Origin of the sequence: Amycolatopsis sp. MJM2582, from assembly GCF_000754115.1 — a bacterium.
In the GTDB taxonomy this organism is placed as follows: domain Bacteria; phylum Actinomycetota; class Actinomycetes; order Mycobacteriales; family Pseudonocardiaceae; genus Amycolatopsis; species Amycolatopsis japonica.
Genome location: NZ_JPLW01000002.1, coordinates 470,988 through 490,176 on the forward strand (window position 1 = coordinate 470,988; position 19,189 = coordinate 490,176).

The 19,189-nt window shown below is 67.2% G+C and carries 18 protein-coding genes and 1 tRNA gene; 8 read left to right on the forward strand and 11 right to left on the reverse strand.

Annotation, left to right across the window (positions count from 1 at the left end; translation table 11 throughout):
* Positions 1-38 precede the first annotated feature (38 nt).
* The 3 genes from ED92_RS12460 to ED92_RS12470 all read left to right on the forward strand — a co-directional run bounded on the left by ED92_RS12460 (position 39) and on the right by ED92_RS12470 (position 2,375).
* Positions 39-857, forward strand: coding sequence for an alpha/beta fold hydrolase (locus tag ED92_RS12460; RefSeq protein ID WP_037337155.1), 819 nt, complete (start codon positions 39-41; stop codon positions 855-857).
* A gap of 23 nt (positions 858-880) precedes the next feature.
* On the forward strand, positions 881-1,720 hold the full coding sequence (locus tag ED92_RS12465; RefSeq protein WP_037337157.1) for an AraC family transcriptional regulator: 840 nt from the start codon (positions 881-883) through the stop codon (positions 1,718-1,720).
* Between the two features lie 187 nt (positions 1,721-1,907).
* Positions 1,908-2,375: a hypothetical protein gene (locus tag ED92_RS12470; protein WP_052120510.1), complete on the forward strand. Its 468-nt coding sequence runs from the start codon at positions 1,908-1,910 to the stop codon at positions 2,373-2,375.
* Positions 2,376-2,396: 21 nt separating this feature from the next.
* Here ED92_RS12470 and ED92_RS12475 read toward each other — a convergent pair whose 3' ends face one another.
* A complete protein-coding gene (locus ED92_RS12475; RefSeq protein ID WP_037337159.1) occupies positions 2,397-2,600 on the reverse strand; it encodes an ATP-binding protein in 204 nt (67 codons plus the stop codon).
* A gap of 524 nt (positions 2,601-3,124) precedes the next feature.
* Positions 3,125-3,829 carry a DUF5710 domain-containing protein gene (locus ED92_RS12480; RefSeq protein ID WP_037337161.1) on the reverse strand — a complete coding sequence of 235 codons (705 nt, stop codon included), beginning with the start codon at positions 3,827-3,829 and terminating at the stop codon, positions 3,125-3,127.
* A 456-nt stretch (positions 3,830-4,285) separates the two neighbouring features.
* Between ED92_RS12480 and ED92_RS43310 the strand changes: the two genes are divergently transcribed.
* Positions 4,286-4,750, forward strand: a complete 465-nt coding sequence (locus ED92_RS43310; RefSeq protein ID WP_235213258.1) for a hypothetical protein — start codon at positions 4,286-4,288, stop codon at positions 4,748-4,750.
* Positions 4,750-5,622, forward strand: a complete 873-nt coding sequence (locus ED92_RS41645) for a site-specific integrase (protein WP_063777583.1) — start codon at positions 4,750-4,752, stop codon at positions 5,620-5,622. The genes ED92_RS43310 and ED92_RS41645 overlap by 1 nt, the downstream gene beginning before the upstream one ends.
* A 62-nt stretch (positions 5,623-5,684) precedes the next feature.
* On the opposite strand, the gene ED92_RS12490 is transcribed toward ED92_RS41645, so the two are convergent.
* The 4 genes from ED92_RS12490 to ED92_RS12505 form a co-directional block, all read right to left on the reverse strand.
* Positions 5,685-5,758 (reverse strand) — tRNA-Pro (locus ED92_RS12490).
* A gap of 139 nt (positions 5,759-5,897) precedes the next feature.
* Positions 5,898-7,067 (reverse strand): alginate lyase family protein, encoded by a 1,170-nt coding sequence (locus ED92_RS12495; protein WP_037337164.1) that lies wholly within the window; start codon positions 7,065-7,067, stop codon positions 5,898-5,900.
* A 132-nt stretch (positions 7,068-7,199) separates the two neighbouring features.
* Positions 7,200-8,216, reverse strand: a complete 1,017-nt coding sequence (locus ED92_RS12500; RefSeq protein ID WP_052120696.1) for a lactonase family protein — start codon at positions 8,214-8,216, stop codon at positions 7,200-7,202.
* A 463-nt stretch (positions 8,217-8,679) separates the two neighbouring features.
* Positions 8,680-10,896: a glycosyl hydrolase family 18 protein gene (locus ED92_RS12505; protein WP_037337167.1), complete on the reverse strand. Its 2,217-nt coding sequence runs from the start codon at positions 10,894-10,896 to the stop codon at positions 8,680-8,682.
* Between the two features lie 220 nt (positions 10,897-11,116).
* Here ED92_RS12505 and ED92_RS12510 point away from each other — a divergent pair, with 220 nt between their 5' ends.
* Entirely contained in the window at positions 11,117-11,719 is a 603-nt protein-coding gene (locus ED92_RS12510; protein ID WP_037337169.1) for an RNA polymerase sigma factor, read from the forward strand.
* Positions 11,712-12,620: a CU044_5270 family protein gene (locus tag ED92_RS12515; RefSeq protein ID WP_037337171.1), complete on the forward strand. Its 909-nt coding sequence runs from the start codon at positions 11,712-11,714 to the stop codon at positions 12,618-12,620. The genes ED92_RS12510 and ED92_RS12515 overlap by 8 nt, the downstream gene beginning before the upstream one ends.
* 5 nt (positions 12,621-12,625) lie before the next feature.
* Here ED92_RS12515 and ED92_RS12520 read toward each other — a convergent pair whose 3' ends face one another.
* Both ED92_RS12520 and ED92_RS12525 read right to left on the reverse strand, forming a co-directional pair.
* Positions 12,626-13,405, reverse strand: a complete 780-nt coding sequence (locus ED92_RS12520) for an enoyl-CoA hydratase/isomerase family protein (protein ID WP_037337173.1) — start codon at positions 13,403-13,405, stop codon at positions 12,626-12,628.
* A gap of 36 nt (positions 13,406-13,441) precedes the next feature.
* Positions 13,442-14,332: a PaaX family transcriptional regulator C-terminal domain-containing protein gene (locus ED92_RS12525; RefSeq protein WP_081975776.1), complete on the reverse strand. Its 891-nt coding sequence runs from the start codon at positions 14,330-14,332 to the stop codon at positions 13,442-13,444.
* A gap of 147 nt (positions 14,333-14,479) precedes the next feature.
* On the opposite strand from ED92_RS12525, the gene ED92_RS12530 reads away from it, so the two are divergent.
* A complete protein-coding gene (locus ED92_RS12530; protein WP_037337176.1) occupies positions 14,480-16,117 on the forward strand; it encodes an ABC-F family ATP-binding cassette domain-containing protein in 1,638 nt (545 codons plus the stop codon).
* 48 nt (positions 16,118-16,165) lie between these two features.
* Here ED92_RS12530 and ED92_RS12535 read toward each other — a convergent pair whose 3' ends face one another.
* From ED92_RS12535 to ED92_RS12545, 3 genes are read right to left on the reverse strand one after another with little or no spacing between them, the layout of a single operon-like run.
* A complete protein-coding gene (locus tag ED92_RS12535) occupies positions 16,166-16,984 on the reverse strand; it encodes a carbohydrate ABC transporter permease (RefSeq protein ID WP_037337178.1) in 819 nt (272 codons plus the stop codon).
* A complete protein-coding gene (locus tag ED92_RS12540; RefSeq protein ID WP_228694990.1) occupies positions 16,981-17,868 on the reverse strand; it encodes a carbohydrate ABC transporter permease in 888 nt (295 codons plus the stop codon). The genes ED92_RS12535 and ED92_RS12540 overlap by 4 nt, the downstream gene beginning before the upstream one ends.
* A 7-nt stretch (positions 17,869-17,875) precedes the next feature.
* On the reverse strand, positions 17,876-19,147 hold the full coding sequence (locus tag ED92_RS12545) for an extracellular solute-binding protein (protein ID WP_037339878.1): 1,272 nt from the start codon (positions 19,145-19,147) through the stop codon (positions 17,876-17,878).
* Positions 19,148-19,189 lie beyond the last annotated feature (42 nt).

Sequence of the window (19,189 nt, forward strand, 5' to 3'; positions counted from 1 at the left end):
CAAGACCGAAGGCCGGCGGCCCGGGCATCGTCCCGAGCATGAGTGAGTACGACGTCAAGCGGTCGCACGGGATGCACGTGGTCCATGAGGGTCCGCGGCAGGCGCCACCCCTGTTGCTCGTCCACGGCTCGGGAGCTTCGGGCGCCTGCTGGGGCCCGATGATCCCGATGCTCGCCAGGCACCATCACGTCATTCGAGTCGACCTTCCTGGCTGCGGCCAGTCTCCGCCCGCGCCGTCGTACGACGTGCCGGCGCAGGCTGGCCGGGTGGCGGCGGTACTCGACGACCTCGGCCTCGGTCAGGTCGCCGCGGTCGGGCATTCCAGCGGCGGCTACGTCGTCACGGCGCTCGCCGAACAGCGCCCCGACCTGGTGGGTTCGCTCGCGCTGATCAGCACCGGACCGAGTTCCGGCGCGCTGCTTCCGCAGCCGGTCATCCTCAGGGCCCTGCTGGCCCCACCGCTCGGCGGGCTGCTCTGGGCGAGGCGTTCGACCACGATGATCCGCAGCGGGATCAGGGCGACGGCCGCTCGCCCGGTGGACGTCCCGGACGATCTGATCGCCGACCTCCAGGGCATCAAGTACCGCACGATGAGGGCTGTGCTCAGCCGGAACAGCGCGTACCTCGCCGAACGAAGCATGCCCGAGCGCCTTACCGCCCTCGACACCCCGGTGCTGGCGATCTTCGGCACCGCCGACCCCCGCTGGGATCCGTCGTCGGCGCACCAGTACGACGCGGTGCCGGCCGCGCGGGTCGAGCTGCTGCCCGGCGTCGGGCACCTGCCTGTGCTCGAAGCACCGGAGGAGACCAGCAGGCTGCTGCTGGACTTCACGGCCGAGGTCCGCCGTCACTCGTGATCTCCGAAGCCTAATCTGGTCGCATGCCGTCAACCGGGCCACCACTCGACTGGTCGGAGGTGGACGTCGCCGTTCCACGCCGGTCGGGTCGGTTGCCGGGGATCAGCATGGCCGGATTCCGGCAACGCGTCCCCGGCGCGACCGACATCGCCATGGTCGCGCACCCCTCCGTCAGCCTGCTCGTCGACCTGACCGACGGAGCGGGTCTCGTCTACGACACCGATGGCCGGCGCGAGCGCGGCACTGTCGTGATCGGGCTCCTCCCCGGCGAGCTTCGGGTCGGTGGCTCGGGTCCGGCGATCGAGTGTCTCCAGATCCGCCTGTCGCCGCCGGTGGCGGCCAAGGTGCTCGGCGCGTCGGCCGAGTTCAGCGGAACGGTGGTGTCGCTGGAGGATGTCTGGGGCCGCGACGCCGAGCGCGTCGAGGACAGGTTGCGCGCCGCCGCGACGTGGGACGAGCGGTTCACGATCGCGTCGGGAATCCTCGGCCGGCGGCTGGACTCCCACCGGACGGTCGATCCGGAGGTCGCCTACACCTGGCGGCGGATGCACACCAGCCGAGGGCGGATACGGGTCGACGGCTTGGCCGACGAGGTCGGCTGGAGCCGCAAGCGCCTGTGGTCGCGCTTTGGGGCCCAGCTCGGCACCACACCGAAACGCGCCGCCCGACTGGTGCGCTTCGACCACGCCGCCCATCTGCTCGCGGCCGGTCACGCGCCGGCCGACGTTGCCGCCGACAGCGGCTACGTCGACCAGTCCCACCTCCACCGCGAGGTCAAGGCGATCACCGGAGGCCCGCCCGCCGCCGTGGCCGCCGCACCGTGGCTCGCGATCGACGACGTCGCGTGGCCGGCTGCTTCGTGAGGTGCGAATCCGGACATGTTCGACGACTGCCGCTTGGCTTGTTGTCAGGCAGAGTCCGCCACGCGGCTGGCACGCCGTGAGAACGATCTTCCGCTCTTCGGGTGATCGTTTCCCCTTGCCGCTGACGAAGTCCGCCCTCGGAGTGGGTGAATGGCGTTCTGGCGAAACAAATCTGGGGAGGGAAATCATGCGATGGAAGACGTCGCTGATCATTTTCGTCATGGTCCTCACGGCCTCGTTCGCCGCCGCGGCACCGGCTTCGGCGGATCCGATCACCGCGGAATCCGCGGCGGATTGCGAGCGCGGGGCGAACGGTTTCGTGGACATACCCGACGGTCTCACCGGTGAACCGGTCCGCGTCATGGTGGTGGGCGGCTTCATGACCGTGACCCTGTACAAGGGCTATGTCCAAGGGCTGCGCGGGTGGGCGCACGCGCGTGGCGCCACACAGGCGGGCGACCTGGTCTGGATGGACTGGACACGGGACGGCGGCCATAGCTGGATCCAGTGCGGGCCGTTCGTGATCCCGCATTCGCAGGCCACCAAGACCAGCGCGGCGCAGCGGACGAACCCTTCGCCGACCTGGCAGTTCCGGGCCTGTGGCATGTTGCGTGACCAACCGCGGACCACCAAGTGCACCGAACCTTGGTGGTGAGAGTTCACCGCGGCCGTGGTCTCACTCCGCGCGGGGCAGCCGGACCTCGACCGTCCAGCCGCCCTCCGCGGCGGGGCCCGCCTGCGCCGACTCACCCAGCGCGGTGGCCCGCTCCCGCATCCCGACCAGCCCCATCCCGCCGCCACTGTCCGTTTTCGTCCGCTCCCCGGCGGGATCGTTCGCGACGACGAGCGTGACCGTTTCCGGTGAGAACCCGAGTCGCACCGCGCGTGCGGCGCCAGGGGCGTATTTGGAGCAATCGCCTAACCACCGAAGCGCCGAAGAGTGCAGATTCTGAACACCGTCGCTCGAAGGGCTCCCGACACCAGAGGTTGGGAGCCCTTCGCGGTAGGGCGCAGCGCTTTATCGTCGTTGGTTGTTCGCTTCCGACATCGAGCACCCAGAACCATCCGGTGCCCTGTGCGCAGGAAAACGACCGTTCTTGTTCAACGTGAGCCGCTTCTTGCCGCAGCATGGGCACGTGTGGCCGCTCCGGCCGGGAGCAACGGTGGACCGTCGCCCAGAAACGAGTACCTCCTGAACCACTACAAGGCTTCTGTTCACCGTAGGAAAAGGCCCCTTTGGTTGCCTCCGAGTAGTGGACCGGCACGATGCCACGCTGGGTCAGTTTGACCCGAAAACAGCAGTGTCCGCAGTGCACCATCGCCAATGCCTCTGCCTCCTATGCATTGAAGTCGGATGTTCTCTTTCACGCGTCCCTCAAGGAGCCATCAGCGCCACGAGAGTCGCTACCGGTTCTGCATCCGCAGCTCGTCCTCGGCGATTCCCGCCCGGCTGCTGGCCGCCGGCGGCTTCGCCAGAGTGATACCCGCGCTGGTCAGCATGGACAAGTCGAGATGCCAGTCGACGCGTGACCGCTGAGCCCATACCTCGAACGCCTGCTCGATGTGGAAGCGGGCGTCCTGTTCGCTCCACCCTGTCACCGCGCGCAGATGCTCGAAAGCCGCTGTTTCTTGTCCCTTGACCTGGGCCAGTCCGTAATGCGTTGTGCGGTGGCAGTCCGAGCATAGACAAATCAGCCGAACCAGCTTCTGTGTCCGGGTCGACCAGTCGAACGACCAGCGCTCATGCGCCTCCAGCCACCGGCGGACCTCCCGGTCCTCGCCGCGACGGCACGCTTCGCACTGCTGACCTGCGCGTCCCAGCAGCATCCGCCGTAGTCGCTCCCAGTCCCGTTCCGACACGCAATACCTCACGTTGGTGAACCAGCACGAACGCGGTACCAGGTCGACGAACAGGCCCGAACCGACGCCACGGTCCTCACCCGGCAGCAATACCGGCACGTCTGCCTGTGCGGCCCAGGCCCCGAGCCCGTCCATGCCGGGACGCGGCGCGTACCAGCGCTTCGCCGCCGGATCCCACCTCGCACCCGCCGCCTTTGCCGCGCCCTTCTCCCGGAACGGCACATCCAGCCAAATCCGATCCTGCGTCACGAAGCCCTCCCCGGCATCACGTGTTTGCCCTGAAACCACAGTCAGTGTGCATGGAGGCACCGACAGGAACCGACCGTCCGATGCAGCCATGCCCCAGATGGAGCACGGTGGCCAAGGTTCGCTACTTCCTGCGCCACGCCGAAGCAGGGTGTCTTCGACAGGGGCGGTCTGATGTTTGGCAACGAGTGGTCGTCATCGAGTTTGAGCCCCCGGTTTCGCTATCGGCGGAGTCGAGTTAGTGGCATTTCATGTCGCAATATGAGAAACGTGCAAAATATGCAACGAGTGCAGTTGTGGAGAATGGTTAACTGAAGTCATGGGGTTCAATTCGGTCATTTTCGAGTACGGTTGCACTCAAGAAGGGTTGACTGGCGCAGAGCAGGCAAAGAGTTCCTGAGATAACCGTTTGACCTATTCGCCTATGGGCTCTTATTTGATATGAACTGGATTCGCACTATGACAACGAAGAAAGCCAAGCAGCCGCCGCTCGGTGTAGAGCTGAAGGAAGATATCGAAGAGCTCTCAGGTGGTCGACAGTCGTTTCGTGCTCGGGTGCGATGGAAAGATCCAGCGACAGGAAGACGTCCATCGCTGTCGAAATCGCATATCACGTACGAAGCCGCTGTCGAATGGATCACTGAGATGCGTCGCGCGGGAGCTGGGGGACTCGACCTCGCCGTGGCGGACATGAGTCTCGCTGAGTACGGCGATTCCAACATGAAGCTCGCGCTGCGAGGGTTGGAACCCAAGACACTCGACCCCTACCTTGCAGGATGGCGCAAGCGGGTCGTTCCCACCTTGGGGCACATCCCAGTGCGCATGATCACCTACGGTGTCGTCGACCGCGCCGTCCTCGGCTGGATCAGCGACGGATTGGGAAAGTCCGTTATCAGAACAGCATCTCAGTCCTGGTGCGCGTAATGGACCAAGCGCGGCGGGACGACCTCATCCAGCGGAACCCCGCCCAGATCACCGGATGGCAGCGCCAGTTTCACCGGGCCGAAGATGAACTCGACGACCCGCGCGCGCTCGCCCTTCCGGATTGGGTCACACTCTCCAGACTCGCCGACGCGCTCGTCGAAGCGTCACACGGCCAGTACATCGGCTGGGGAGAGGTAGTCCTTTTCGCAGGGTGCACCGGTGCGCGAATCGGCGAGATCTCCGGTTGCAGAGTCGGCGACATCGACCGAAAAGAATGGAGCTGGAAGCTACGGCGCCAGACCACGCCCAGCCCCGGCGGCCTGATGGACAAGGTCACAAAGGGAAAGCGCGCCCGGGACGTGCCTGTGATCGAGGAGATTCGCGAACTCGTCGAACGCCGCATCGCCTTGACCGACGGGACCAAGGAAGCACGGCTGTTCACCGGGCCGAAAGGCGGCCGAATCACGACCGCGGTGCTCCGTGACGCCACCTCGTGGGATCAGGTCGTGACCAAGCTTGGCTTCGAGCACCTCCGCCGACACGATCTCCGGCATACGGCGTTCACCTGGTTCGCCGACGCCGGCGTCCCAATCCACCATCTCCAGAAGATCGCGGGTCACGGGCAGATCTCCACGACTCAGCGGTACCTGCATCCGAGCCGCCAGACCGTGACGGACGCCGGCGCGCTGCTCTCGAACTACCTCCAGGTCCAGGAAGCGGAAAAGTCGGCGGTGCTTGCAAGGTCGAAGCTCGAGCCGTCCGCTGAGCAGTTCGATCTCGCGCGGGACCGCGTTTACCGCACTGAGGGAAGTTCGCGAGCGACCTGCAATGTGAGAGGGCCTTCTGCTCAAGATCACCAATGCGCCATCTGAACTGAACACGAAAGAGCCCCTGGCTTGTACCTGAGGTACAAGCCAGGGGCTTCATCTTCCGGTCGGGCTGACAGGATTCGAACCTGCGACCCCTTGACCCCCAGTCAAGTGCGCTACCAAACTGCGCCACAGCCCGGACCCGCGCTCCGTGGAGTGCGATGTGAGTACTTTAGCGGGTCCTGAACCGGGGCTTGCAACCAGGGGTCACTGTGTGTCTGAGCTGGGAAAACGGTCCGTGAGGGCCGCCCTGCCGCATTCGGGCGGCCCCCACGGGGTCACTGAGGGTTGCCGGCGTGTGTGAGGGTCTGCCAGGCGACGAACAGGTTGTTGGTGCCCGCCGGGCGTTGGCGCAGGGTGAGGGCCTCCGTGTTGCTCATGGTGTGCCCGAGGCGGGTGTGGAGGTGGTTGTACCCGACCTCGGTGATCGGGCCGAGGCCGAGCTTCAGGCTGCCGCCGCACAGCCACGACGGGACGGCCGCGCCCATCTGGTACTTCGCGTGGAAGCCGAGCCCTTCGCGGAGGCGGTCGGCGATCTCCGGGTAGAGGTCCTGGCCCTGGATGCGGGTGGTCTCGGCGAAGTCCGCGATGGCGGCGAGGCCGTAGCCGGTGTGCGTGAAGTCCCGGCAGGTTTCCTGGGAGAGGCCGTTGACGAACGTCGTCTGGCCTTGCCAGTACTTCACGATCTTGTCGCGCGTGTCCAGCCCGCTGCCGGGCGCGGTCTTCGGTAGCGCGCCGTCGCTGGTCAGGTAGAGGTAGGCGGGGACGCGGGTGCGGAACTTCGCGACGGCCTTGTCGTAGGCCGTCTTGTCGTCGAGGAACACGGCGATGCCGATCGCGGCCTCGGTCATGCTGAGTTCCCAGTTCCCGTTGCTGTGACTGCCGTTGATCACCTCGGGCAGGTACACGTTCCGGAGCATCGTGCCGAAGCGCCCGGAGTTCGGCCAGCTCGTGTAGGTGTGCTTGATGATCTCCGCGGCGCGCGGCCAGGAGGAGGCCGACCAGGCCGACTGCAGGGGAGCGTTGCTGTTCGTGTGATCCTTCAGTACCGCGGACCACGCGTCCATGATCTCGATCGCCTTGGTCGCGTATTTCGCGTCGCGCGTGATGTACCACGCCAGCGAAAGGGAATACGCGGCGATCGCGTCTTGCCGTTCATCGGTACAGCCGATGTTCGGATTCGAATAGGAACCGCATTCGACGATGGCCCGTGGTTTCGGTGACCGGGACAACGAGGCGTACGAACTCGACATCATCGCGTCGTAAGCCTGTTTCCACGGTTGCGCGCCGGCCTGGACCTTGGCGCGGACGAAGTCCAGTTGCGGGCGGCTGACCAGCACGCCGGGATGGGTGAAAGCGGCGGGCGCGGCCTGGGTGGGAGCGCTGAAAAGGCCTAGTGTCAACGGGACTAGCGTGGCCAGGGCGAGCAGTTTCCTCGGTAGGGACATGGTTCTCCTCGGGCGGGTGTGAGCCAGGTCACCGGCGGCGTGCGTTCAGTGTTATGGTCTGAACCAGTTGCGTCAAGACCTTTATTCGCCTCGAAAAGAAAGAAGGCCCGCTTGTTCAGCGGGCTGAACGAATCAATGCGGCCAAAGGCCGACGAAGGCCGGGCTCCCGACCGGATAAGTGCCGATCAGACGCCAGGTCTCGCGTTCATAGGCCTGGATCGCGTCACTGCTCTGCGCGGCGACATAAACGTGCTCGCCGACGATGGAGAAGTGCCGCGGCCATTCGCCGGTGCCGTGGTCGGCCACAGCCGCGCCGTCGAAAGTGAATTCCGTGATCTTCTCGGGCCCACGGTTCGACAGGAACAGCCGGTCGCCGTGCAGGACGAGCTGCGCCGGGAGGTTTTCGCCGCCCGGTTCGAGCGTCGCGGGAACGGAGTTCTCGACGGCGAACGTACCCGGCGGCTCTTCGCGTACCGTCACGAGCGACGCGGTCAGCTCGCCGACGACGTACGCGTGGCTCGTGCCGGGACGCCGGACCAGTTGCCGCGGTCCGGTTCCGGCGGGCAGCGTCGACACCGACACGGGGATCAGCTCGCCTTCCTCGCCGAGGCGATAGCTGCGGATCTCGTCGGTGCCCAGGTCGACCGCGGTGACCAGCGTGCCCGTCTCGTCGAGGACGGCCATGTGGACGTGCGCGGCTTCCTGCCGTTCGGGGTTCGGACCGTTGCCTTCGTGCTGGACCAGCGCCGTCCGCACGGTCGGCACCCCGTCCGGGCCCAGTGCGAACGCCGCCAGGCTGCCACCGCTGTAGTTGGCGCACAGCAGAAACCGGCCGTCCGGAGTGACCGACAGATGGCACGGATCCGCCCCGCCGGTCGGCAGCGAGTTCAAGGCCGACAGGGTCCCGTCTTCGGCGACCGCCACGGCGGTGATCGCACCCTCGGCCGTCTCGTTCACCGCGTAGAGCACCGGAAGTGTGGGATGCGGGGTCAGCCAGCTCGGCGAATCCAGGGCGAGCGAGCCCACCGGGGTGAGTTCCCCGGTTCGTGTGTCGCGCCGGAACGTGCCGATGCCTTCGCCGCGGCCGTCGCTCGCGGCGGTGTAGGAGCCGACGATGAGCAGAGTCCGGTCGTCGTTCGCAGAAGTCACGAGGCACACTGTGCAGCAAGCCGAAGCGGAGGTGAATCCCTTTTGACCACATCTGTCGCCCGACTTGGTCGGGCAGGCAGGACTGGGACCGTCGGCTGGACGTCGATCCGGCTGGCGCTCGTGAGTGGTTTTGGCCGTTCTAGCCAAGGGTGTCTTGGCTACTAGTGGAGTGCTAAAGGTGTTGCGAAAGCCACTTTCGCAACCTTCAACGTTGCGAAAGTGGCTTTCGCAACCCCCGCAGTGACGGCCGAGTCCTACCGCGTGTCGTCCGTCCAGACACGAATGGCGTCCCACCGGTCACGCGAAACCGCTCGACCGCAGGCACCTAAGACACGTGAAGGCCCCCTTGCCTACCTTCAGGGTAGGGAAGGAGGCCTTCACGGACCTGCGGCCAAAGGCCACCCACGTTCAGTAGGCGCCCAAGGCAGCCTTGGTTCTAACCGTCCTTACCACTCACGAGGCGTCACTTCAGCGAGTTGTCCACTGTGGTCATGAGGGTTCCGGTGTCACCGGACATCTCCCAGGCCATGACCCCGAGCAGTCCTCGCGTCTTGAGCCAGGCGACCTTCTGCTGGATGGACCAGGCGTCGTCGAAGGTCCACCATTGCCCGCCGTTGCCCGTGTAGCACGACGTGGCCACGGCCGCGGTGTCGTGCTGGACGGCGCAGTTGGGGACACTGGCCAAGAGATTCGCGTAGCCACGAGTACCTGCTTCCTCGGCGAACTGGCCGGGCGCGGCTCCGGTCGCGCTCTGCCATTCGCCCTTCTTCCCGCCTTCCGCGACCCCTTGCCAGCCTCTTCCGTAGAAGGCGAGCCCGAGGGTCAGTTTCCGTGGATTGGCACCGGCTTCGGTGTAGGCGTTGATCGCCGATTCCACGCTGAACTTGAAGTTGTACGGGTCGTCCGCGTCGGCGTAGAGGTTCCCCTGATGGCCGGTGCGGTTCGGCTCCCACGAGTTGTCGCTGCCCGAGCCGTGGAAGTCGTAGCCCTGCACGTTCGCGACGTCGAGGTAGTCGAAGATCTTCGGGATCTCCCAGCCGCCCTTCACCTTCGCCGGGTCGGCGGGGGTGAACGCCTGCAGTTCGTACCGCTTGCCGGTGGTCGCGCCGTAGGCGTCCATCTGTGTGCGGAACTCGGCCAGCAGCGCGGTCAGGTTCGTCTTGTCGTTGGCGCTCCAGTGGTTCCCGGGGTGCCCGTCGGGGCTGCCGGGCCACTCCCAGTCGATGTCGATGCCGTCGAAGATGCCCGCGGCCGTGCCCGGCCCGCCGGCGCCGCCGTACGCCTTCACGTTCCCCTTCAGGTACGTGTCGATGCACGACGCGACGAACTTCTGCCGCGACGCGGGCGTGGCCGCGACGTCGGAGAAGTACTTCGAGTAGGTCCAGCCGCCCAAGGAGATGAGCACCTTCAGGTTGGGGTACTTGGCCTTGAGCTTCTTCAGCTGGTTGAAGTTGCCGCGCAGCGTCTCCCAGCCGGTGTCGCCGACCCCGTCGACGGACTGGGACGCGGACATCGGCCGCGAGTAGTCGGCTTCCGCGTCGCCCGCGCCGTCACCCTGGTTCGGGTCCTGCGGATTGGACGTCGTTCCCTTGGTGACGCCCGAAAGGCAGGTGTGGTTGACGGGGTCGATGTTCCCGAAGGCGTACAGCAGATGGGTCAGCTTGGCGGCCGAGCCGTTGGTCACCAGGTTCTTGACGAAGAACTGGCGGCCGTAGATGCCCCACTGGACGAAGTACCCGACCCGGGCGTACCCGTTCACGATGTCGCCGGTGCGAGCGCTGACGGCCGCGCTCGCCGCGGAGACGTTGTCGTACCCGTCACGGGCTTTGACCGTGAAAGAGTACGAAGTGGACGGTGAAAGCCCGGTCACCGTCGCGGTCGTCCCGGTGACGGTGGTGGCGAGGGTCGTGCCGCGGTAGACGTCGTAGGAGACGACGCCGGTGTTGTCCGTGGACGCGTTCCACGCCAACGAGATGGAGCCCGAGGTGACCGCGGTCGAGCGGAGGTTCGACGGCGCCGTCGGCGCCTGGGTGTCATCGCTCGGGTTGTTGGTGGTCACCGCCAGCGCCGGGGTGGGCGGGGATTTGGCGTCCTTGCGGTCCTTGGCGACGACGGTGAAGCTGTAGGCCGTGTTCGGCGTCAGCCCGGTGATCCTCGCTTCGGTGCCGGTGACCGAGGCCGCCAGCGTGGTGCCCTGGTAGACGTCGTAGCCGACGACGGGCAGCGAGCCGGGGGCCGCGGCGTTCCACGCCAGCGCGGCGGTCGTGGTCGTCTTCGCCACGAGACGCAGGTTGGCCGGGGTCGACGGCGGCGCGTCGCCCGAGCCGTCACAGTTGGCGTCGTCGATCCGGCACGTGGTCGGGTTGACCGCGGAACTGAGCTGGAACGACGGGCTGTAGGGGTAGGTCGAACGGCCCGGCGCGAGCGACTTGATGTAGAACGCCGGGGTGAGGGTGACCTGGTTGCCCGACTGGGAAACCGTGGCGTGGGAGCCGCTCGTGGCGGTCACGCCGGCGGGCACGGTGAAGGTGATGGACCAGTCGGCGACGGTTTCGCTGCTGGGGTTGGTGACGGTGTACTCACCGGTGGTTCCGGCCAAGGTGAAGGCGGCGCGGAGGCGGCCCGCCGCCAACGCCGGATTACCTGCGGCCACGAGGAGCCCGGCGGCGAGGAGTGTCACGGTGAGTGCGCTGAGTAGTCTTCTTCTGGTGCGTCTCATGGCGGTTCTCTCCAAAAGAGGCGGCGAGACTGACCTGCTCGGAAAATGGCGCGTGTGGTCTAGACCACAGATGAATGTAGCGCGGCACGCATAAAAGGTCTAGACCGATTCGTCGGTCGTGAACCCGTTCGGCGCCGGATGCGGACAACAAGTGACATCGACGAACGGCGAAAGGCGGTCCATGAGCTCATCCGAGGCGGCTCCGGGCGATCCGGAGGACGCGGAAGTGATCGCGAGGTCGGTGACCAGCCCGGACCGGTTCTCCGCGATCTTCGACCGGCATGCCGCGCACATCCACCGCTACCTGGTCAGACGTATCGGGCCCACGGCCGCGGAAGACGCGCTGGGGGAGACGTTCCTGATCGCCTTCCGCAAACGCGCGGGATACGACACCGAACGCCGCGACGCCCGGCCGTGGCTCTACGGCATCGCGACCAACTTGGTCGCGCAGCGGCGCCGTGACGAGGTCAGGGAGCTGAAACTGCGGGAAGCGCTCGGCCCGCCGCCCGACGAAGAGGGGCATGCCGAACGCGTCGCCGATCAGGTGACCGCCCAGGCGATGGGAAAACTGCTGGACTCCGCGCTCGCGGAACTGGCCGACGGCGACCGCGACACGCTCACGTTGTTCGCCGGGGAAGGCCTGAGCTACGAGGAGATCGCCGCGGCGCTCGACATCCCGCTCGGCACCGTCCGCTCGCGGCTCAACCGTGCCCGCCGGAAGGTCCGCGAGGCGCTCGGGCGCCCGGACACCACGATTTCGAAGGAGATCTCCACCCATGGATGAGCTGAAGCTGATCGCCGAGCGGACCGGATCGGTGCCCCTCGCGGAATCCGGCGCCCTCGGCTCGGCACGCGAGCGATTGATGGCCGAAATCGCCCGCACCGGAACGGAAAACGCGGTGCCGCTGAAGAAGCGGCGCCGCTGGGTCTGGACCGGCGCCGGCGCGGCCGGGCTCGCCGCGGCGATCACCGCCGTCGTCGCGCTGGCGCCGGTCGAGAAGGTCGGCCTGGAGCCGACCGCGGCTGTCGCGGACCCCGTCGTCGTCCTCCGCAACGCCGCCGCGGCCGCGGTGAAGGCGCCGGGCACACCGCCGAAACCGGGCCAGTTCGTCTACACCAAGACGAAGCAGCCCGACGGCGAACGGGAGGCGTGGCTGTCGGCCGACGGCACCCGCGACGGGCGGATCAAGATGGCCGACGGCTCGCTCTTCCCGCTCCCGGGCTGCCGGGACGGGCGGGCGCAGGTCTACAAGGGCGACCAGCCGCTCAAGGGCGTCACGGAGCCCTGCATGCCGTCACCCGCCTACCGGACGGACCTGCCCACCGACGCCGAGGCGATGTTCGCCTACCTCAACGCCCATCACAGCGGTGAGACGGGTGACTACAACGCGATGGGCAAGGACATCCTCGCGCTGGCGAACGAGAACCTCCTCCCGCCCGCCGTCCGGGCCGCCCTGTTCGGCGCGGCCGCCAAGGTGCCCGGGCTGCGCGCCGTCGACCACACCGAGGACGCGGCGGGCAGGCCCGGTGTCGGCATCACGTGGCCGCTCGGACCGCACGACGACCCGAAGGTGGCGAAACCGGTGGTGATCGTCTTCGCCGCCGACACCTTCCTGTATCTGGGCACGAATTCGACCGCGGTGACCGCGTCCGGCGTGGTGGACGAGGCCGGACAACGCCCCTAGGGCGATCAGCGGCCGGTGAAGGTCGCCTTGCCGGGACCGTCGGCGAGGAACGACTTCACCGCGCCGCGCAGATCTTCGGTCTCGAAGAGCCCGGCGGCGATCGTCGTGATGTGCTCGTTCGCCTCGGCGACGCCGCCGTGCTCGTAGTGCTCGAGCACCTTCTTGGTGGCGGCGTGCGCCCGCGTCGGGCCCTGCGCGAGGTCGGTCGTGAACGCGCGGGCGGCCTCGTCGAAGCCGTCCACCGGGAACACCCGGTTGACCACGTTCCAGCGTTCGAGTGTCGCGGCGTCGTAGGTCGCGCCGGTCATCACGAACTCCTTGGCGCGGCCGACCCCGGCGCGGGCGGCGAGCCGCTGCGTGCCGCCCATGGTCGGGGTCAGGCCGACGACCCGTTCGACCAGGCCGAACTTGGCCTTCTCGCTCGCCAGGATGATGTCGCAGGCGACCGCGACCTCGAACGCCCAGGTCAGGCACAGACCGTGGGCGGCGAACACGGTGGGGAACGGGAGTGCGGCGATCCGGTCGGGGATCGCCAGCATCTCGTCGAAGAGCACCTTCGCCTCGGCGGCGCTCGACTGGGCGTCGAACAGGGAGACGTCCACCCCGCCGCTGACGATCTTGCCCTCGGCGCGGATCAGCGCCGCGCGCGGCGGAGTGGCCTCCAGTTCGCCGATCGCCTCGCCCAGTTCGCTCTGCAGGTCCGCCGTGTAGAGGTTCAACGGCGGCGAAGCGATGGTCAGGACGGCGAGGTCGTCTTCACGGTCGAGGCGGATCGAGGTGGCCAAGGCGGATTCCCTCCGGTGGGTCGGTTTCCCGTGACCCTAGCCCGAGGTCGCCGCGAGTTCGTCCCATTGCGCCTGTGCTTCCGGTCGCCATTCGACGTGCTTGCGGTGGAAGAGGTCCGCCGCGCGCACGCCGCTCCAACCGTCGGGGAGGAGTTTTAGCGGAAGCCGGGGATCGAGGAACGGGAAGCTGCGCCATTCGTGTACGAGTTCGGTCTGCGCGCGCAGGACGCCGTTTTCGCCGGAGGGACGCAGACCGGTGAAACGGTCGATGAAGTCCTCGTAGCGGTCTTTGAGTTCGCTCAGATCCCAGGACCGCGCGACCATCGTCTCCTGGTCGCCGACGTCGCCGTAGGCGGCGGTGAACGACATCGCCTGGGCGTCGAGACCGAGGTCCTGCACGATCTGCTGGGCTTCCCGCTGGCGGCTGAGATCCGGGCTGACCCAGACCCCCGCCACCGGGGAACCGAATCCGGCCCACGTCAGGCGGGTGCGGAGCCGGTGCCGGAGATCCCGTTTCGCTTCGGGGACCGAGACGATCAGCATCAGCCAGCGTCCGTCCCAGGCCTTTTCCTCGTTGCCGAAGGCGTAGATCCGTTCCGCGCCTTCGGTCAGCAGGCGCCTGCCTGGCGGGGTGAGCGACCAGCGCACTCTTCGTCCGACGCGTTCGGAGACCACCCAGCCTTCGGCGGAGGAACGGGCGAGCGCCTGCCGGGCGGACTTCTCCTCGATGTCCAGCACCCGCAGTGCCTCGACCAGCGTGGACGTCCAGATCGCCTGGTCACGGGGCAGGACGTACTCGCCGAGGATCGTCATCAGCAGCGATCGCGCGCTGGCATGACCGACTTCCCGCCGCCTGCTCAATGTCGGCCTGCGGGTACCGCCTTTCTGCTGGTGGACGACGGGGACCGGGGTGGCGGAGTCCGCCATTTGCTGTCACCGACCTCAATGCTCGGGGGATTCGTTCGGGTCCAGAAGAACAACCAGGTTACCCACGTTCCGTGATCGCTTGGATACTTGCCACTCTTCCGAGGGACCACGAGCTGTTCAATCGGTCCCCGTAGACTTACCGATCTCATGAGCGCCACACTCGTTGCCAAGGATCTCGCCGCCGGCCACGGCGACCGTGTTCTGTTCTCCGGTCTCGACCTGGTCGTCGCGCCGGGCGAAGTGATCGGTCTCGTCGGGGTGAACGGCGCGGGCAAGTCGACCCTGCTGAAGACCCTCGGCGGCCTCGTGCCGCCGGAAGAGGGCAGTGTCCGGCTGAACCCGCCGACGGCCACCGTCGGTCACCTCCCGCAGGAACCGGAACGCCGCGAGGGTGAGTCCGTCCGTGCGTTCCTCTCCCGGCGTACCGGCGTCACTGCCGCCCAGGCCGCGCTCGACGCCGCGACCGAGGCGCTCACCGCGGGCGAGCCCGGCGCGGACGACGCCTATGGCCTCGCCCTCGATCGCTGGCTCGCGCTCGGTGGGGCCGATCTGGACGACCGGGCGGGGGAGGTCGTCGCGGATCTCGGGCTCACCGTCAACCTCGACCAGCCGATGCTTTCGCTCTCGGGCGGGCAGGCGGCGCGCGCCGGGATGGCGTCGCTGCTGCTGAGCCGGTACGACATCTTCCTGCTCGACGAGCCGACCAACGACCTCGATCTCGACGGCCTGGAACGGCTGGAGCGGTTCGTCACCGGGCTGCGCGCGGGGACCGTGCTGGTCAGCCACGACCGGGAATTCCTCGCCCGCACCGTCGATCGCGTCGTCGAGCTCGACTACGCGCAGCAGCAGGTGCGGACCTACGGCGGCGGCTACGAGTCGTATCTGGAGGAGCGTGCCGTCGCGCGACGGCACGCCCGGGAGGAGTACGAGGAGTACGCGAACACCAAGGCGTCGCTCGAAGCCCGTGGTGCGATGCAGCGTTCGTGGATGGAGAAGGGCGTCAAGAACGCCCGGCGCAAGGCCACCGACAACGACAAGGTGGGCCGCAAGTTCCGGAGCGAGGCGACCGAGAAGCAGGCGTCGAAGGCACGTCAGACCGACCGCATGATCGAGCGGCTCGAAGTCGTCGAAGAACCGCGCAAGGAATGGGAACTGCGCATGGAGATCGCCGCGGCACCCCGGGCGGGCGCGGTCGTGGCGACCCTGCGCGGCGCGGTGGTGCGGCGGGGCGGGTTCACCCTCGGCCCGGTCGACCTGCAGATCGATTGGGCGGACAAGGTCGCGATCACCGGGGCCAACGGTGCCGGGAAGTCGACGCTGCTCGCGGCGTTGCTCGGGCGGGTCCCGGTCGACGAGGGCGCCGCCTCGCTCGGTTCCGGTGTCGTGGTCGGGGAAGTCGATCAGGCGCGGAAGTTGTTCCTCGGCGACCTTCCACTCGTCGAAGCGTTCTCCAGGGAGGTGCCGGAACTCGCCGACGCCGACGTGCGGACGCTGCTGGCGAAGTACGGGCTCAAGGCCGCGCACGTCCTGCGGTCGGCGGCCACGTTGTCGCCGGGGGAGCGGACGCGGTCGGCGCTGGCGTTGCTGCAGGCGCGCGGGGTGAACCTGCTGGTGCTCGACGAGCCGACGAACCATCTCGACCTGCCGGCGATCGAACAGCTGGAGTCGGCGCTCGCGGACTACCCGGGGACGCTGCTGCTGGTGACGCACGACCGGCGGATGCTGGACGCCGTGGCGACGACCCGGAGGCTGGAAGTGGCCGACGGGAAGGTCACCGAACTCTGAGCGTTTAGTCCTCTGAATGCGTGCGCATTCAGAGGACTAAACGCGGAGTCAGCCCTTGGTCGCGCCCCCGGTGAGTCCCTTCACGAACTGCTTCTGCAGTGCCAGATAGAAGATGAGCACCGGCAGCGTCGCCAGGAACATGAGCGCGAAGACGCTGCCGAGATCCGCCTGGTACTGACCGATCGAGCGGTAGATCCCGGTGGTGACCGTGGTCCCCTGGCTGGGGCCGAGGATGATCAACGGATCGATGAAGTCGTTCCAGATCCACACGCCGAGGAAGATGAGCACACTCGCCGTGGCCGGGCGCAGCAACGGGAACACGATCCGCCAGAACACCTGTGCCCGGCTCGCGCCGTCGAGCCGCGCGGCCTCCTCGAGTTCCACCGGCACCCCGCGGATGAACCCGGTGAACACGAAGACCCCGAACGGCACGTAGTAGCCGACGTTGAACAGCACCAGACCCTGGATCGTCGCCATCAGCCCGGTCAGCCGCAGCACCTCGGTGACCGGGATGAGGATCACCTGCGGCGGGATCATCAAGCCTGCCAACAGGATCAGCGCGAGCACCCGGGTCCACCGCTTGGCCGACCGCGCCAGGTAGTGCCCGAGCATGGCCGACAGCACGGTCAGCACGAGGATCGACAGCAGGGTGACGAGCAGGCTGTTCGCCAGGCTCACCCAGAACAGGCCGTCTGGTCGGGTGAGCACGGCGTGGATGTTGGCCGGCGTCGGTGGCAGCGGGACCGACGCCGGCGTCCGGGCGATCTGATCACCGGGTTTGAACACGTTGACGAGCACGTAGTACAGCGGCACGGCGAACAGCGCGCTCACCAGGATCGCGGCGATGGGCCGGAGTTTCGTGGTCACAGGTCGACCTCCCGCCGCCGCAGGAAACGCAGCACGATCGTGGTCAGCGTCGCGACGATGACCAGCATCACCATGGCCATCGCGGACGCGTAGCCGACGTGGTTCGCGTCGAGGCCGGTGGCGAGGACGTCGAACGCGATGGTGGCCGTGGTCCCCGAACCCGGCCCGCCGTTGGTGACGACCTTGACGTAGTCGTAGGTCTTGAACGCCGAGATCAGCAGCACGACGGTGTTGATCGTCAGCGACGGCGCGAGCAGCGGCCAGGTCACCGCGCGGAACCGGCGCACCGGCCCGGCACCGTCGATCTCCGCGGCCTCCAGCAGTTCGGCCGGGACGCCCTGCAGGCCCGCGAGGTACACGACCACACAGAACCCCAGCATCTGCCAGCACACGATCGACGCGACCGAGTACAGCGCCAGATCCGGGTCGGAGAGCCAGCCCGGTGGATGCTCGACCCCGAGGGCGCGGAGCGCGTCGTTGACCGGGCCCCGGTCGTCGAGGAGTTTCGTCCAGATGATGCTGACCACGACCGAGCTGAGGATCACGGGCGTGAAGAACACGCTCCGCAAAGCGTTGTACAGCCAGCCTTTCCGGTCGAGCAGCACCGCGACACCGAGACCGAGCACGTTCGGCACGACCACGACGATCACGGTCAGGATCGTGGTGACCCGGAGCGCGGTCAGGAACTGTTCGTCCTGGAATAGCAGCCGGTAGTTCTCGAGACCCACGAATTCCGCGGGCGGGCTGAACGGGTTGTGGTTCGTCAGGCTGTAGCCGAAGCTGATGAGGATCGGCGCCATGACGAAGCACAGGTAGATGACGACGCCGGGCGCGCCGAACGAGGCGAAATGCCACACGCGCGGCAGGATCGGTTTTCTCCCCATCGTGGTGTCAGCGCGCCTTCGCCCACTCGGTGTCCAGGAACGCGCACGCGTCGGCCACCGTTCTGCGGCCGGTGATGACGTCCTGCGCGGCCTGGTACACCTTGTCCTTCATCCCCGGCAGGAGCCCGTCGTCCGCGGTCTCCCAGCTGAAGGCGTTCACGACGGCGTTCTTCGCGACGGCTTCCTTGTACAGCTCGTATCCCGCTTTGAAGACGGGCCCGACGTCGGCCGGCGGCGTGTAGCCCTTGATCGCGGGGAAGAGGCCGTCTGCCTTGACCGAGGCGTCGATCTGTTCCTTGTCCAGCTGGAACGCGAGCGCGAACTTCCTCGCCGCGTCGAGGTTCCGCGACTTCGCGTTGACGACGATGCCGCCACCGGTGTACGCGGGCACGACGAGTTTCCCGTCCTCGGATGGGAAGTTGAAGACGCCGATCTCGAACGGCGGCTTCTTGGCGTCGGCGCTCGCGGCGAACCAGTTGCCCATCGGGTACATCGCGCCCTCGCCGTTGAGGAAGGCCGCCTCGGTCGCGGAGTAGTCGCGCGACACCTGCGTCTTGTCGAGGTAGCCCTTGGCCGCCAGATCGGCGAATTTGCCGAACGCCTGCTGGAAGGCCGGGTCGGTGAACTTGACCTTGTCGGCCCGCCGCTGGGAAAGCCAGTCCGGTGTCTTGCCGTAGACCTCGACGCTGACCAGGCCGTCCAGCAGCATCGCGGACGGGAACCCTTCCTTGCCGCCGCCGATGGTGAACGGCGTGATGCCCTTGGCCTTCAGTTTCTCCGACGCCGCGAGGAGCTCGCTCCAGGTCGACGGAACCGACGTGATCCCGGCGTCGGCGAAGAGCTTCTTGTTGTAGTAGATCGGCGGGATGGTCTGGGTGTTGGCGGGAAGCTGGTGGTGCCCGCCCTTGATCGGGTTGGCGCCGGGGAACTGGAAGTCCTTGAGTTCCTCGGGTGTCCACGCGTAGAGGTTGCCCGATTCGGCGAACCCGGCCGAATCGACGGCGATCGCGACGTCGGGGAACTGGCCGGACTGCAGGAGTTGTTTGGCGTAGCCGGTGCGGTCGGTCGACGGGGCGACCAGTTTCTTCACGCTCAGGCCGGGATTCTTGTCCGTGACGCGTTTGATGGCGGAGTCCCAATAGGACGGTGGGAGGTTCGGCGTCTCGAACGTCAGGAAGGTGATCTCGCCGTCGGAGGCATCCGTCCCGCCGCCGACGGTGCAGCCGGTGAGGCTCGCGGCGAGGAGTAGTGCGGCTCCCAACGCGAAGGACTTTCTCATGCCCCGGTCACCCTTCTCGCGGCGATGCACGACGTCTCATAT

What these genes read in the sequence shown, in the direction of transcription:
- ED92_RS12470 (WP_052120510.1), top strand. Translation starts at nt 1,908, where the DNA reads ATGCGATGGAAGACGTCGCTGATCATTTTCGTCATGGTCCTCACGGCC.
- ED92_RS12515 (WP_037337171.1), top strand. Translation starts at nt 11,712, where the DNA reads ATGGATGAGCTGAAGCTGATCGCCGAGCGGACCGGATCGGTGCCCCTC.
- ED92_RS12530 (WP_037337176.1), top strand. Translation starts at nt 14,480, where the DNA reads ATGAGCGCCACACTCGTTGCCAAGGATCTCGCCGCCGGCCACGGCGAC.
- ED92_RS12465 (WP_037337157.1), top strand. Translation starts at nt 881, where the DNA reads ATGCCGTCAACCGGGCCACCACTCGACTGGTCGGAGGTGGACGTCGCC.
- ED92_RS12545 (WP_037339878.1), bottom strand. Translation starts at nt 19,147, where the DNA reads ATGAGAAAGTCCTTCGCGTTGGGAGCCGCACTACTCCTCGCCGCGAGC.
- ED92_RS12460 (WP_037337155.1), top strand. Translation starts at nt 39, where the DNA reads ATGAGTGAGTACGACGTCAAGCGGTCGCACGGGATGCACGTGGTCCAT.
- ED92_RS12525 (WP_081975776.1), bottom strand. Translation starts at nt 14,332, where the DNA reads ATGGCGGACTCCGCCACCCCGGTCCCCGTCGTCCACCAGCAGAAAGGC.
- ED92_RS43310 (WP_235213258.1), top strand. Translation starts at nt 4,286, where the DNA reads ATGACAACGAAGAAAGCCAAGCAGCCGCCGCTCGGTGTAGAGCTGAAG.
- ED92_RS12495 (WP_037337164.1), bottom strand. Translation starts at nt 7,067, where the DNA reads ATGTCCCTACCGAGGAAACTGCTCGCCCTGGCCACGCTAGTCCCGTTG.
- ED92_RS12540 (WP_228694990.1), bottom strand. Translation starts at nt 17,868, where the DNA reads ATGGGGAGAAAACCGATCCTGCCGCGCGTGTGGCATTTCGCCTCGTTC.
- ED92_RS12510 (WP_037337169.1), top strand. Translation starts at nt 11,117, where the DNA reads ATGAGCTCATCCGAGGCGGCTCCGGGCGATCCGGAGGACGCGGAAGTG.
- ED92_RS41645 (WP_063777583.1), top strand. Translation starts at nt 4,750, where the DNA reads ATGGACCAAGCGCGGCGGGACGACCTCATCCAGCGGAACCCCGCCCAG.